A 13,148-nucleotide genomic window follows, 5' to 3' on the forward strand; every position below is an offset into this window, starting at 1 on the left:
GAGACATTCGGTTCGGGCGGTACGCAATTCGCCGTTACGTCATGGGTGCGGGAGACGGCACGGGCGGTGCCGTGCCAGGGCTGTCAGCGCTGGAGGGGGATGGTCGGCCTGGCCGGTGGGACCGCGGGCGCGCACTCCGGGTCGCTGATCGCCACCGAGGAGGTGTCGGCGACTGGGCGGTGACGGCAGCCCGGCGTCTTGCCGTGGGCCTCCGCGCGGATGCGCTGTTTCATCGTGGGGGGCAGGGACCTGCCGGAGAGTCTGGACCATGGGGACGTCGCCGGCGCCGGTACGGGGGCGGCGTTCTTCGGTGCCGTCTCGGGCTGCGGGGCGGCCGTCGCCGTGGCGGCGGTCGTCGTGATGAGTCCGAGTGCCGTGCAGAGCGCGAGGAAGGCGGTCACGATGGCGGTCCACAACTTCATGGCCTTGCTCTGGTCCATGTCCCCTCACTTTCGGGTTGGGCGATTTGCGTACTTTGCTCATGATGTGTATGAGGGCCGCAAAGTGGTGGACCAACGCCCATGACGCGTGGATCTTCGGATGAACACCACTCGTATGGACGCAAGAGGTGAGAAAAACTGCCGAGGTGGGTGGAGGGCGGGCAAAGTCACCGCGCGTCGAGGACCGATCACCCTCTGATCGCCGCTACGGCCTCTGCCCCGAATGCGCCGCGCCGGGCGGCAGTTGGGCGCGGACGCAGGTCACCGATCGATATCGATCGGTGTGTATAGTCGGGCGCCAGAGGTCCCCTACGTCAAGGAAAGACGAGGTCGCGCGGTGAAGAAGCTTCTCCTGGTCGCACTGGCCGCCATCGGCGGGCTCCTCGTGTACCGCCAGATCCAGGCGGATCGCGCCGAGCAGGATCTGTGGACGGAGGCGACTGACTCCGTGCCCACGGGTTCGTGAGCACCGACAACCGAAACTGAGCAGGCCCCGACCGCCGGAGCGGTCGGGGTTTTGTGTTGCCGGGGCTTCCGGGGCTTCCGGGGCTTCCGGGGCTTCCGGGGCTTCCGGGGGTTGCCGCGGCGGTGGCCGTGGGCTTGTGTTGCGCGGCCGGGCGGGGTGGGGTAGCGCGCCGGCTCGCGAGCCGGGCGTTTCGGACGCTCGTCCGGATTACGCGGATGGCCCAGGGGCGCACGGGGCAGGATGGGCGACGTCCGGAACAACGACGAGGGGGCGGCGTGGGGGCGCGGATGGCGCGGCGCACGGCGGAACGGCCGGCGGGAGCGGCGGGCGCGGCAGGGTACGGCGCACGCGACCGGGAGCATGCGCGGCAAGGGCTTGGTCCGTCTTACGCCGGTGTGCGCGCCGTGGGCGCCGGTGTGCGCATGGCGGCTGTCGGTCCACGTCCGACCGGTGCCGCCGTACGTGCCACCCGCGGCTTACGTGTCCCATGTGTCCCATGTGTCCCGCGAGTCCTACGTGTCCTACGTGCCGCGATTCCCGTCGTGGCCCTGTGTCTGACGGCCGCCGGGCCGGGACAGACCGCGGTGGCGGCCGACGCGCCGAGTCCCTACGCCTTCTCGCCGGGCGCACGGTCCGTCGCCGGAGCGACGAGCCCCGCGGACGCCGCACCCCTGGAGCCCGGCCGTACGTACCGGAGCGCGCTGCCGCACAACGGCAAGCTCTACTACCGCCTGGACCTCGACGCCACGTCGACCGCCTACGTCTCCGCCACGGCCGTCCCCGAAGCCGGCACCACGGTCGCCGCCACCGACGGGCTGAAGGTCTCGGTGCAGGACGCCGGTGGCACCTCCTGCTCCTTCCAGGCCACCCGTTTCGGGGCGAGCCGCAGCCCCCACCCGATCGCCGCATGGGGAGCGCGCGAGGCCTCTCCCGGCAGGGTGCTGTGCCAGAAGGCCGGAAGGTATTACGTCGTGATCGAGCGGGCCGACGCCACCGGCTCCTCGCCGGACACCTGGCCCCTGGAACTGGCCGCCGTCTCGGAGCCGCCGCTGAAGCACACCGGCGCGACGAGAGCGCCCGAGACGTGGGACTCGGCCTCCCCGGAACCCGCCACCGGCACGGCGGTGGAGCGGACCGGCGGCACGGGGTTCGCGGCGGCGAGCCCGATCGGACCAGGGGTGTGGCAGGACCGGGTACGCCCCGGACAGACCCTCTTCTACCGGGTGCCCGTCGACTGGGGACAGCAGTTGAACGCCGTTGCCGAGCTGGCGGGTTCGCACGGTGGCAGTGGTTATGCGAGCGGCGCGCTGACCGTGTCCCTCTACAACCCGGTCCGCGGGTTCGTCGAGGAGACCAGCGCCGGCTACGACGGCAGGCGGACCTCCGCCGCGCCGGCGCCCCTGCCGCCCGTCGACTACGCCAACCGCTACGGCTTCGCCGACCACGTGAAGGCGACGCGGTTCGCCGGCTCGTACTACCTGGTCGTGCACCTGGCCGCGCAGACGGCCGGAACGTTCGGCGACGGCCTCCTCGGCCTGACCCTGCGGGTCAGGGTGGGTGACGCGGCGCGGTCCGGGCCGGGGTACGCGGGGCAGTCGCGGCCGCGGGATCTCTTCGAGATGACGGCGGGGGACCGGGCGGCGGCGACACCGGCCGGGCTGCCGGGCAGCGGCGACACCGCACTGCGGGCCCTCGCTGTGGGCGGCATCGGCACCGGGACCGTACTGCTGGTCGCCCTCGGGGTGTGGACGGTGGCGGCCCGGCGGCGGGCGGGCGCCTGGTAGGGAGGCCTCAGATGCGGGTCAGCGCCCAGAATCCGACGGCGTAGCAGGCCAGCGCCAGCAGCAGGAGCGGGACCACCACTTTCGCGGGCGGACCGGGGCGCCGGGGCCGCTCCGCGCGATGACGCGCCGTCCCCTCCCCCGGACGCGGAACCTGTGGGACCTGTGGGACCTGCGGGACCTGAGCGGTGTACGAGGCGGTGGAGGCGTCGGCGCGCTGCCACACGGCCGGGGCCGGTGCCCCGGCGACCTGCTGCGAGCGCGGCTGCTGCGAGCGCGGCTGGTGCGGACGCGGTGGGTGCTGACGCGGCTGGTGCGGCTGGGCGGAGGGCAGCGCATGGGTCACGTCGTGGGGGGAGACATGACCGGTCGGCGCGGGCTGGTGCGCCGGGGGGTGCGGGGTGGCGCTGGGACGCGCCGGGGTGGGTGTCGACGCGGCCTGTGGCGGCGGCAGGTGGAAGCTCCCGGTGTCCGACATCATGGCCGGCCGGGCCGGGTCGGCGGACGACCGGTTGACCGGCGGGACGGCGACGGAGGGCACCACACCGCCGGCCCCTTCGCTCTTGCCGTCCCCGTGACGCTCGTTCGCGCCGTGGCCCTCGCGCCCGCTCGGGCCATTGCCGGCACGCCCGCTGGTGCCGTTGCCGTGACGCTCGCCCGGGCCGTTGCCGTGACGCTCGCCCGTACCGTCGCCGTCGCTCGCGTCCTTGCCCGCGCGCCCCTCAAGCCCCTCCAGTCCCTTGCGCCCCTCAGGCCCCTCCAGCTCTTCGTGCCCCTCGCCCCCCTCGCTCCCGTCCACCCCGTCGCCAGGCGTCGCGGTGCTGTCCGTTCGGGATGCATCGCCTGTTCCCGGCCTGGTCACGACCGCCACGCCGGGGCTCCGCCTGAGGGGGCCGTCGGTGCCGAAACCCGGGGGCAGCGGGCCGAGTTGGTCGAAGATCTCGATGAGTTCGTCGTCGGGGCCGGGTTCCGGGAGGAGTTCGGCAGCCGCGGCGAGGGCCTTGCGCGCACCGGTGGCCGTGCGGAACCGGCAGTCGGGGTCCGGCTGCAGCAGCGTGGCCACCACCTGCCACAGCGGTTCGGGGATGCCCTTGGGCGCACCCGGTGTCCCGTGCTCCGCGAAGTACTCCACGAGCGCCTTGGCGTCCGGCTTGGCGCCTTCCAGCAGATACAGGGCCACCACGCCGACGGCGAACAGGTCGGCCGGGAAGTCCGGTTCCGCGCCGAGCATTTGCTCCGGGGCGAGGTAACCCGGCGTCCCCACCACGAGGTTGGTCTCGGTCAGCCGCGGCTCGCCGAGCCGCATCGCGATGCCGAAGTCGGACAGGCGCAGCTTGGGCCGGCCCGTGCCGGTGGCCTCCAGCAGGAGGTTGGCGGGCTTGATGTCGCGGTGCACGACGCCCTCCGCGTGCACCGCGGCGAGCCCCGACAGCAGCTGGTCGAGCAGGGTGCAGACGTAGGCCGGCGGGAGCGGACCGTAGTCCCCCACGAGGTGGACCAGCGAGCCGCCGGCCACGAGGTCCATGGTGAACAGGACCTTGTCGTCGTCGGCGGCCCAGCTGGCCGGTGCCAGCACATGGGGATGGTCGATCCGTAACGCCTGTTCCCGGACGAACCGCAGCAGGGAGTGCGCGTCGCGCTGCTGCAGGACCTTTGCGGCCACATAACGCCGGCGCCGGTGGTCCCAGGCGCGCCAGACCGCGCCGACCCCGCCACGCCCGATCGGGTCGGCCAGCTCGTACCGGCCGGCGAAGACCTCACCCATGGCTGTGCGTCGCTCCTCCCCCTGCGGTTACCCCCCTTGCCTCCCCCGCGGCGAGCGATACGACTCCCGGCCCGGGCAAGTGGTGCGCCACTCGCCGCGCGGATGTCCCCCTCGGCCGCCCGGCCCGGTTCACGAACCCCCTCGCGGTGACCGGACCGTGGGCTTCAGCTCTGGTGGGACTGGTAGTGCGCGACGGCGTCGGAGGTGCGGCCGGCACCGTAGACCCGGAGGAATTCGGCCAGTTCGGGGTGGGTCGGGGCGAGGGTGTCCGCCGCCTCGATGATGTCCCCGGCGGCGGCGACGGAGCGCAGCAGCGACTGGATCTCGCGGACCACCCGCTTGACCGTCGGCGCCCCCGAACTGCTCGTCGTCTGCGTGGTGTTGCTGAGCACAGAGCCCCCCTGCGACCTCTTGATCTCCTCCATGCGCTCGGTCGCTTCGGCCGCGCTCACACTGCCGTCCGCCACCTGGGCCGCGAGCTCCTGCAGCAGCTGCACCCGCTGGACCACCGCCGGATTGCCGATCTTCGCGCGCTGGCCGCTCATCAGCTGCGACAGCATCGGCGCGGACAGTCCCAGCACCCCCGCAAGACGAGCCTGGTTGAGCCCGAGGTCGTCTATGAGCTTACGGAAGAGCGCCCCCAACGGCTCCCCGTACCAGTTCCGCTGCAGTTCCCGCGCTCTTGCGGTGGCTTCCTGCTGTGCGGCGTCCATTGCGTCTCCCCATCGCTTCCCCGAGAACCGCGGTTCGCTGTAGCGAACCACGCGGAGCATCTTACGGAGAGTGGTCGGCCACGGGGACCCCCAATCTTTTTGCGATATCCCGGGGGTGACCCGGTACTCTGGTCTGCGACACCCGACCGGTGAGTGGTTCCTCCGGCCGGATGCTCCCCTTTCGGGGCCTTAGCTCAGTTGGTAGAGCGCTGTCTTTGCATGGCAGATGTCAGGGGTTCGACTCCCCTAGGCTCCACGGACGCGAGAAGCTCCCCCACGATCCACGAGAACACGGATCGCGGGGGAGCTTCTGTCATGCCGGCCTGCGGTGGTCAGCCCTGGTCGTCGCGGTCCGCCGCTTCCTCCTCGGCCTCCTTGGCCTGGACCTCGGGATCCAGCACGGACTGGCCGCTGCCGTCGACGGACGTCAGCCGGCCCGACTCGGGGACCTCGGTCGCCGCGGGCGGCTCCACCAGCCAGTCGGGGTTGGCCTGCTTGTCCCACCACTTCCAGGCGGCGAAGGCACCGGCGGCGACCGCGCCCACCACTGCCAGCGCCTTCACGACACGGCCGGTCCGGCCCCGCCGCCGGTGCTTGCGGGCGAGCTTCTGGATCTTCTCCGCCGGGACCTGGCCGCGCAGTGCGACCAGCGCGGCGGCACCGCGCGCGGCAGCCTCGTCGGCGACGGGGGTGGCGGCGGCCACGGCCTGCTCGATCTTCGGCCGGGAGTACTCGGCGGCCTGGCGAGCGGCCTTGCGCGCACGGTCGGCGGCTTCCTGCGCGGCATGGTCGACCTTCGGCGGCACGTGGGCCATGGCCTGCGCCCGCGCCTGCTCGAGCCGGGGGGCGACGTAGGCGTCGTACTGGACGCGGGCCTGGTCGGCGGCCAGCGACACCTTGGGCGCGAGCCGTACGCGTGCCTCATGTGCGTAGTACGCGGCCCTTTCCTTGGCCGTGTCGGCGTAGGGCGCCACCACTTCCGCGGCGTGCAGCACGCTGTCCTTCGCCGAGCCGGTCGCGGCGCGCACGCTGTCGATGCGGGTCACGGGTTCCTCCTCCTCGGTGGCGTACGGTAATTCGACTTTCCACCCTTTTACGGATCATGCCTGCCAACGCGCCCGGGGGCATGCGCCGACGGGCATCCGGGTCACGGGCGGTGACTCGGGTCTCTCCGGTCTCCGAGCGGCTCTTTCCGGTCCGGTGGACGGACGCCCTCCTGGGGAGCGGCGCCGAGACCCTTCCGGTCAAGAGCCCCGCCGAAAGACGATCAAGTGAAATAGCGGATGAATACGGGGCAACAGGAGCTTGTCGTCGACAATGCCACGGATCGCTGCTCCGCGCTCCCGACCCGGAACGACAGGCCCGGATTTCCGCAACGAATCCGGCGGATCTCCGCCCAGAAGCAGTCGTCGGGCGACGCACGGCGCGGGCCGTGCGAGGATCGGGGAGTCACAGGAAGACAACGGAAGGCAGATCGTGGCTGAGCAGCTCCACGCCACCCTGAAGACCAACCACGGCGACATCGACGTCCGGCTCCTGCCGAACCATGCCCCCGAGACGGTCCGGAACTTCGTCGAGCTCGCCACGGGCGAGCGTGAGTGGACCAACCCCGCCACCGGGCAGAAGTCCACGGCGAAGCTCTACGACGGCACGGTCTTCCACCGGGTGATCAGCGGTTTCATGATCCAGGGCGGCGACCCGCTGGGCAACGGCACCGGCGGTCCCGGTTACCAGTTCAAGGACGAGTTCCACCCGGACCTCTCCTTCGACAAGCCCTACCTGCTGGCGATGGCCAACGCCGGCCCCGGCACCAACGGCTCGCAGTTCTTCATCACGGTCTCCCCGACGGCCTGGCTGAACCGCAAGCACACCATCTTCGGCGAGGTCACCGACGCGGCCAGTCAGAAGGTCGTCGACTCCATCGCGACCACGCAGACCAACCCGCGTACCGACCGCCCCCTCAATGACGTCGTCATCGAGTCGGTCGTCGTGGAGACCCGCGAGGGCTGAGCCCGAAGGCTCCCCGAGGGAACCAAACGCCCCGCTCGTCCGTAAGGATGAGCGGGGCGGTGCATTGCGCACGGCACACTGCGGTGCACGGCCCACGACGAAGTGAGAGGACCCCATGGAACAGGCACCAGGCAGCCCGCAGGGTCCGACGGACCAGAGCCGGCAGGACGCCCAGCGCCTGCCCACCTGCTATCGCCACCCGGACCGCGAGACCGGCATCCGCTGCACCCGCTGCGAGCGGCCGATCTGCCCCGAGTGCATGGTCAGCGCGTCCGTGGGCTTCCAGTGCCCGGAGTGCGTCCGCGGCGGTTCCGGCCACGGCCCGGCGCCCGCCGCGAGCCGGCCCCGCACCCTCGCGGGCGGCACGATGGCCTCCGATCCCCGGCTCATCACCAAGATCCTCATCGGGATCAACATCGCGGTGTTCATCGCGATCCACGCCGACTCCTCGCTCCTGGAGCGCCTGGTCCTCATCGGCGCGTGGCCCCCCAAGCCCTTCACCACCACCTCGGGCGTCGCCGACGGCGAGTGGTACCGCCTGGTGAGCTCGATGTTCGCGCACCAGGCGGTGTGGCACATCGCCTTCAACATGCTCAGCCTGTGGTGGCTCGGCGGCCCCCTCGAAGCAGCCCTCGGCCGTGTGCGCTACGTCACGCTCTACTTCGTCTCGGGGCTGGCGGGCGGCGCGCTGACCTATCTGCTGGCCTCGCCGAGCCAGGCCTCGCTGGGGGCCTCCGGCGCCATCTTCGGCCTCTTCGGCGCGACCGCCGTCCTGATGCGCCGGCTCCGCTACGACATGCGGCCGATCATCGCCCTGCTGGTGATCAACCTGATCTTCACCTTCGGCTGGGGCAACATCGCCTGGCAGGCCCACATCGGCGGCCTGGTCGCCGGTGTCGTCGTCGGTTATGCCATGGTGCACGCCCCGCGTGAGCGGCGGGCCCTGGTGCAGTACGGGACCTGTGCGCTCGTCCTCGCCGTCGTCGTGGTCATGACTCTCCTGAGGACCGCGCAGCTCACCTGACGTGCTGTTTGTCCACAGCGCGTGGCGGATCTTGTGCATACGGTGTGGGAACAGCTGTGCCCCCTGCCGTCGACCCGCGTTTGTGCAGGTCAGGCAGGGGGCGAACATACTTCCGGCGAGTGGTCTGACAGTCATACCGGCGTCAACGGCCGACTGGTTATCCACAGATCGTCGTTCTTTTCCCCAGGTCAGTTGTGGAAATTGCACCAAGCTGTGGATAACTCAGCGGATAGCCCTGGGCAGAGCTGCGTTCACCGGGAAGCAGACGTCACTTCCACTGAGTGGAGACGCCGAATCCGGCCGCGATGAAGCCGAAGCCCACCACGATGTTCCAGTTGTCGAGGGCGTCGATGGGCAGTGAGCCGTCGGTCACGTAGAAGACGACGATCCAGGCCAGGCCGATGACGAACATGGCCAGCATCACGGGCGCCACCCAGCCGCGGCTTTCCAGCTTGATGCTCGTGGCCTGCTTCGCCGGCGGCGGCGTGAAGTCGGCCTTCTTGCGGATACGTGACTTCGGCACGAGGGTCTCTCCTGTCGATGCGCTGCGTGGCCGCGCAGGGAACGGGTGGCTCGGGGCAGCGTACAAGGGGACACTGAGCGCTCCCCCGGGCGTCAGTTAGCGTAGTGCTTCCGCGGCGCCGAAGGAGATAAGGGTACGTTGAGCAATTCTGCCGACTCCCCGGGGACGGGTTCCAGTCCCGCCGGCCCCCGCCGTCTCCGGCCGGTCCGGGTCCTCACGGCGGCCGTCTTCGCCCTGGCCGGCCTCATCTTCTTCACCAGTTTCGACACGGCCAAGGGCACCAACATCCGCACGGACACGTCCTTGCTCAAGCTGTCCGACCTCATCCAGGAGCGCAGCCGCAAGAACAAGGAGCTGGACGAGTCCAACGCCACCCTGCGTGACGACGTCGAGTCGCTCGCCGAGCGGGACGACGGCAGCACCAAGGCCCAGGACGAGAAGCTCACGCAGCTGGAGCAGAACACCGGCACACAGCCGCTCAGGGGCAGGGCCGTCACCGTCACGCTCAACGACGCCCCGCCGAACGCCACCGCCAAGCTCCCCGGCTACCCCGAGCCGCAGCCCGACTATCTCGTCATCCACCAGCAGGACCTGCAGGCCGTGGTCAACGCGCTGTGGAACGGTGGCGCGAAGGGCATCAGGGTCATGGACCAGCGGCTGATCTCCACCAGCGCGGTGCGCTGCGTGGGCAACACCCTGATCCTGCAGGGCCGGGTCTACTCACCGCCGTACAGGATCACGGCGGTCGGCGATCCGGACCGGCTCCAGAAGGCGCTCGCCGACTCCCCGGCCATCCAGAACTACATGGTCTACGTCAACGTCTACGGCCTCGGCTGGAAAGTCACCGAGGACGGAACGGTGACTCTTCCCGGCTACTCGGGCACAGTGGACCTGCACTACGCGAAGCCCGTGCAGTAGGTGCCGTTACAGGAGCCGCCGGTGCGCGTGATCGTCAGGACCGTCAGCGAGCTCTGCATCACCGTCGGCGCCGTGATCGTGCTGTTCGTCGTCTACGTGCTGTTCTGGACCGGGGTGAAGGCCGACAGCGTCATGCAGGACCAGATCGACCAGCTGCAGCGGCAGTGGTCGAAGGGGGCGGTGCAGCAGCCGGCGGGCGGCGGTTCCGGTGCCGTCTCCGCGGGCCCCGCGAGGCCCGTGCCCTACCGCGGCGGCCGGCCCTTCGCGATCATGTACATTCCGCGGCTGGGTTTCACGTGGAACAAACCCGTGCTCGAGGGCACGGCCACCGACACGCTGAAGAAGGGCCTCGCCCACTACGCGGGCACCGCCCGGCTCGGGCAGACGGGCAACTTCGCGGTCGCCGGCCACCGCCGCACCTACGGCGACCCCTTCAAGGACTTCCCCGAACTGCGCCCCGAAGACCCGGTCGTACTTACCGACGGCACCACCTGGTTCACGTATCGGATCGACAAAGGGCCCTACAAAACCGTGCCGACGGACATTGAGGTGATCGACCCTGTGCCACGTATGTCCGGGTACACGCGGCCCGGCCGCTATCTGACGCTGACCACGTGCGATCCGGAATGGGGGCACAGTCACCGTCTGATCGTCTGGGCGCACCTGGACGCCACGCAGCCCGTGGAGGCCGGGAAACCTGAGGCGCTGCGCCGTTAGTCTGGTGACGGTACGGCGTGAGTCCGGTGCCGTGGCGAAACGGAAGGGACGGCATGTACGGCTGGATCTGGCGGCATCTGCCGGGCAACGCGTGGGTGAAAGCGCTGATCTCACTGATGCTGGCGCTGGCCGTGGTCTACGTCCTCTTCCAGTACGTGTTCCCGTGGGCCGAACCGCTGCTTCCCTTCAACGATGTGACGGTGAACAACCAGTGAGTGCGCGGATTCTCGTCGTCGACAACTACGACAGCTTCGTCTTCAACCTCGTGCAGTACCTGTACCAGCTCGGTGCCGAGTGCGAAGTGCTGCGCAACGACGAGGTGTCGACCGCGCACGCCCAGGACGGCTTCGACGGCGTGCTGCTCTCGCCCGGCCCGGGCACCCCGGAGGAGGCCGGCGTCTGCGTCGACATGGTGCGGCACTGCGCGGCGACCGGGGTTCCCGTCTTCGGTGTCTGCCTCGGCATGCAGTCGATGCAGGTGGCGTACGGCGGGGTCGTGGACCGCGCGCCGGAGCTGCTGCACGGCAAGACCTCGCCGGTCGAGCACGAGGGCAGGGGCGTCTTCGCCGGTCTGCCGTCGCCCTTCACCGCGACCCGCTACCACTCCCTGGCCGCCGAGCCGGCCACGGTGCCGGCCGAGCTGGAGGTCACGGCCCGCACGCACGACGGCATCATCATGGGACTGCGGCACCGTGAACTTCCCGTGGAGGGCGTGCAGTTCCATCCCGAGTCGGTACTGACCGAGCACGGGCACCGGATGCTGGCCAACTGGCTGGTGGAGTGCGGCGACCACGGTGCCGTGGCGAGGTCGGCGGGGCTCGCCCCGGTGGTGGGCAGGGCCACGGCGTGACCGCGCTGCGCCCCGAGCGCGAGTCCGGCGCCGACTGGTACGGCTCGGAGGGGTACGACGCCTCTCCGCAGCCGTATGCCGCGGTGCCGTACGACACGCGCGTCTCCGGGACGCCGTACGACACGTACGCCTCCGAAGCGGCGTACGTACCTCCTGTCTCTGCTGCCACTCCGGCCCCTCCAGCCGCTCCGGTAGCGCCCGTCGACGACGAGACGGTGGCCCTGCGGCTCCCCGGTCAGTCGTCCGCCGGAAACGCCTCATGGGCCTCCACAGCCCCGTCGACCCCCTCGGCCACACCAACCACGCCCGGCGGCCGTGCGGCCCGCAGAAAGGCCGCCAGGGGCCGTCACGGGCGGCACGGCGGCACGCCGCCCACGACGTCACGGGAAGGCGCCCCGGGCTCCTCCGCGCCCCGAGCGCCGCTGTCCCGCGTGGAGGCCCGGCGGCAGGCGCGGGCGCGCAAACCGAGCCCCGGGGTGCTCGCCAGCCGGATCATCGGCGAGGTGTTCATCACCACCGGCGTGGTAATGCTGCTGTTCGTCACCTACCAGCTGTGGTGGACCAACGTACGGGCACACGCACAGGCGGGCAGCGAGGCGCACCAGCTGCAGAACGACTGGGCGAGCGGCAAGCGGAATCCGGGGACCTTCGAACCGGGCCAGGGCTTCGCCATCCTGGACATCCCCAAGCTGGACGTGGTCGTTCCGATCGCCGAGGGCACCAGCAAGACGAAGGTCCTCGACAAGGGCATGGTCGGGCACTACGGCCGCGGCGACCTCAACACGGCGATGCCCGACGCGAAGACGGGCAACTTCGGACTGGCGGGCCACCGCAACACGCACGGTGAGCCGTTCCGGTACATCAACCGGCTCAAGCCGGGCGACGCGATCGTGGTGGAGACACAGGACACCTACTTCGTCTACAAGATGACGTCGATGCTGCCGGTCACATCGCCGGCGAACACCGGCGTGCTGGACCCGATACCCAAGGGGTCGGGTTTCACCCAACCCGGCCGCTACATCACGCTGACCACCTGCACGCCGGAGTTCACCAGCACCTACCGGTTGATCGTCTGGGGCAGGATGGTCGAGGAACGTCCGCGCAGCAAGGGCAAGCCGGATGCGCTCGTCAGTTAAAGGGCAGATGAACAGTGGCAGCGACCACGGGCGACACCGAAGAACACACCGAGGGCACCGAAGGGCACGGTGACGCGTACGCCGCGGGCACCGCACCGCGCGGCCGCGGCAGGGGCCGACCGGCCCTGGCGGTCAGTGTCTTCGGGGAACTCCTCATCACAGCAGGTCTGATCCTGGGCCTGTTCGTCGTGTACTCCCTGTGGTGGACGAACGTGATAGCGGACCGCAAGGCCGACCGGCAGGCCGACAAGGTCCGCGACGAATGGGCCCACTCCGCACCCAGCGGCCCCGGTGCCCTGGACACCAGGGACGGCATCGGCTTCCTGCACGTGCCCGCGATGAAGAACGGCGAGGTCCTGGTCAAGAAGGGCACGTCGACGGACGTCCTGAACGACGGCGTGGCCGGCTACTACACGGACCCCGTCAAGGCGACCCTGCCGACGACCGGACGGACCGGGAACTTCACCCTCGCCGCCCACCGGGACGGGCACGGCGCGAAGTTCCACAACATCGACAAGGTGCGCGTGGGCGATGCGATCGTCTTCGAGACCAAGGACAAGTGGTACGTCTACAAGGTCTACGACATCCTCGACGAGACCTCGAAGTACAACGTCAAGGTCCTCTCGCCGGTCCCGAAGGACTCGGGCGTGACCAAGCCGGGTCACTACATCACGCTCACCACCTGTACGCCGGTGTACACGAGCCGCTACCGCTACGTGGTGTGGGGCGAGTTGGTCCGCGTACAGAAGGTGGACAACAGGCGGACCCCGCCCGAGGAACTGCGCTGATCCCGCAGCACGACGGA

The 13,148-nt window shown here is 70.3% G+C and carries 15 protein-coding genes and 1 tRNA gene; 11 read left to right on the forward strand and 5 right to left on the reverse strand.

All coding sequences use genetic code 11. From position 1 onward, the window contains the following. Window positions 1–83: 83 nt before the first annotated feature. Complete coding sequence (locus AB0A61_RS00705) at window positions 84–440, reverse strand: DUF6344 domain-containing protein (protein WP_361283890.1); 357 nt, start codon at window positions 438–440, stop codon at window positions 84–86. 337 nt (window positions 441–777) lie between these two features. Between AB0A61_RS00705 and AB0A61_RS00710 the strand changes: the two genes are divergently transcribed. Both AB0A61_RS00710 and AB0A61_RS00715 read left to right on the forward strand, forming a co-directional pair. After that, on the forward strand, window positions 778–906 hold the full coding sequence (locus AB0A61_RS00710; protein ID WP_003999697.1) for a DLW-39 family protein: 129 nt from the start codon (window positions 778–780) through the stop codon (window positions 904–906). 542 nt (window positions 907–1,448) lie between these two features. Continuing rightward, window positions 1,449–2,690: a hypothetical protein gene (locus AB0A61_RS00715; protein ID WP_361283892.1), complete on the forward strand. Its 1,242-nt coding sequence runs from the start codon at window positions 1,449–1,451 to the stop codon at window positions 2,688–2,690. Window positions 2,691–2,697: 7 nt separating this feature from the next. On the opposite strand, the gene AB0A61_RS00720 is transcribed toward AB0A61_RS00715, so the two are convergent. Both AB0A61_RS00720 and AB0A61_RS00725 read right to left on the reverse strand, forming a co-directional pair. Then, the gene (locus AB0A61_RS00720; RefSeq protein WP_361283895.1) at window positions 2,698–4,452 is read right to left on the reverse strand and encodes a protein kinase; all 1,755 of its coding nucleotides are present in this window, start codon (window positions 4,450–4,452) and stop codon (window positions 2,698–2,700) included. A gap of 164 nt (window positions 4,453–4,616) precedes the next feature. Next, window positions 4,617–5,165 carry a DNA-binding protein gene (locus AB0A61_RS00725; RefSeq protein WP_361283898.1) on the reverse strand — a complete coding sequence of 183 codons (549 nt, stop codon included), beginning with the start codon at window positions 5,163–5,165 and terminating at the stop codon, window positions 4,617–4,619. A gap of 183 nt (window positions 5,166–5,348) precedes the next feature. On the opposite strand from AB0A61_RS00725, the gene AB0A61_RS00730 reads away from it, so the two are divergent. Further along, window positions 5,349–5,421 (forward strand) — tRNA-Ala (locus AB0A61_RS00730). A gap of 76 nt (window positions 5,422–5,497) precedes the next feature. On the opposite strand, the gene AB0A61_RS00735 is transcribed toward AB0A61_RS00730, so the two are convergent. Next, the gene (locus tag AB0A61_RS00735) at window positions 5,498–6,211 is read right to left on the reverse strand and encodes a DUF5324 family protein (protein ID WP_361283901.1); all 714 of its coding nucleotides are present in this window, start codon (window positions 6,209–6,211) and stop codon (window positions 5,498–5,500) included. 430 nt (window positions 6,212–6,641) lie between these two features. Between AB0A61_RS00735 and AB0A61_RS00740 the strand changes: the two genes are divergently transcribed. Together AB0A61_RS00740 and AB0A61_RS00745 are read left to right on the forward strand one after the other, a co-directional pair. Further along, on the forward strand, window positions 6,642–7,175 hold the full coding sequence (locus AB0A61_RS00740; protein ID WP_361283904.1) for a peptidylprolyl isomerase: 534 nt from the start codon (window positions 6,642–6,644) through the stop codon (window positions 7,173–7,175). Window positions 7,176–7,290: 115 nt separating this feature from the next. Next, a complete protein-coding gene (locus AB0A61_RS00745) occupies window positions 7,291–8,199 on the forward strand; it encodes a rhomboid family intramembrane serine protease (RefSeq protein ID WP_361283907.1) in 909 nt (302 codons plus the stop codon). A gap of 268 nt (window positions 8,200–8,467) precedes the next feature. Here the strand turns inward: AB0A61_RS00745 and crgA are convergent, their stop codons facing one another. Then, window positions 8,468–8,722 (reverse strand): cell division protein CrgA, encoded by a 255-nt coding sequence (gene crgA, locus AB0A61_RS00750; protein WP_361283909.1) that lies wholly within the window; start codon window positions 8,720–8,722, stop codon window positions 8,468–8,470. A 138-nt stretch (window positions 8,723–8,860) separates the two neighbouring features. Here crgA and AB0A61_RS00755 point away from each other — a divergent pair, with 138 nt between their 5' ends. The 6 genes from AB0A61_RS00755 (at window position 8,861) to AB0A61_RS00780 (ending at window position 13,131) form a co-directional block, all read left to right on the forward strand. After that, complete coding sequence (locus AB0A61_RS00755) at window positions 8,861–9,640, forward strand: DUF881 domain-containing protein (protein WP_361283912.1); 780 nt, start codon at window positions 8,861–8,863, stop codon at window positions 9,638–9,640. A gap of 21 nt (window positions 9,641–9,661) precedes the next feature. Then, window positions 9,662–10,357 carry a class E sortase gene (locus AB0A61_RS00760; RefSeq protein ID WP_361283915.1) on the forward strand — a complete coding sequence of 232 codons (696 nt, stop codon included), beginning with the start codon at window positions 9,662–9,664 and terminating at the stop codon, window positions 10,355–10,357. 53 nt (window positions 10,358–10,410) lie between these two features. Further along, complete coding sequence (locus AB0A61_RS00765) at window positions 10,411–10,572, forward strand: hypothetical protein (protein WP_361283918.1); 162 nt, start codon at window positions 10,411–10,413, stop codon at window positions 10,570–10,572. Continuing rightward, window positions 10,569–11,207 (forward strand): aminodeoxychorismate/anthranilate synthase component II, encoded by a 639-nt coding sequence (locus tag AB0A61_RS00770; protein WP_361283921.1) that lies wholly within the window; start codon window positions 10,569–10,571, stop codon window positions 11,205–11,207. The genes AB0A61_RS00765 and AB0A61_RS00770 overlap by 4 nt, the downstream gene beginning before the upstream one ends. Continuing rightward, window positions 11,204–12,343, forward strand: coding sequence for a class E sortase (locus tag AB0A61_RS00775; protein WP_361283924.1), 1,140 nt, complete (start codon window positions 11,204–11,206; stop codon window positions 12,341–12,343). Before AB0A61_RS00770 ends, AB0A61_RS00775 begins: the two co-directional genes overlap by 4 nt. Before the next feature lie 125 nt (window positions 12,344–12,468). Next, entirely contained in the window at window positions 12,469–13,131 is a 663-nt protein-coding gene (locus AB0A61_RS00780; protein ID WP_361284958.1) for a class E sortase, read from the forward strand. Window positions 13,132–13,148 lie beyond the last annotated feature (17 nt).

It is taken from the genome of Streptomyces sp. NPDC046197, assembly GCF_040646295.1.
Lineage (GTDB): Bacteria > Actinomycetota > Actinomycetes > Streptomycetales > Streptomycetaceae > Streptomyces.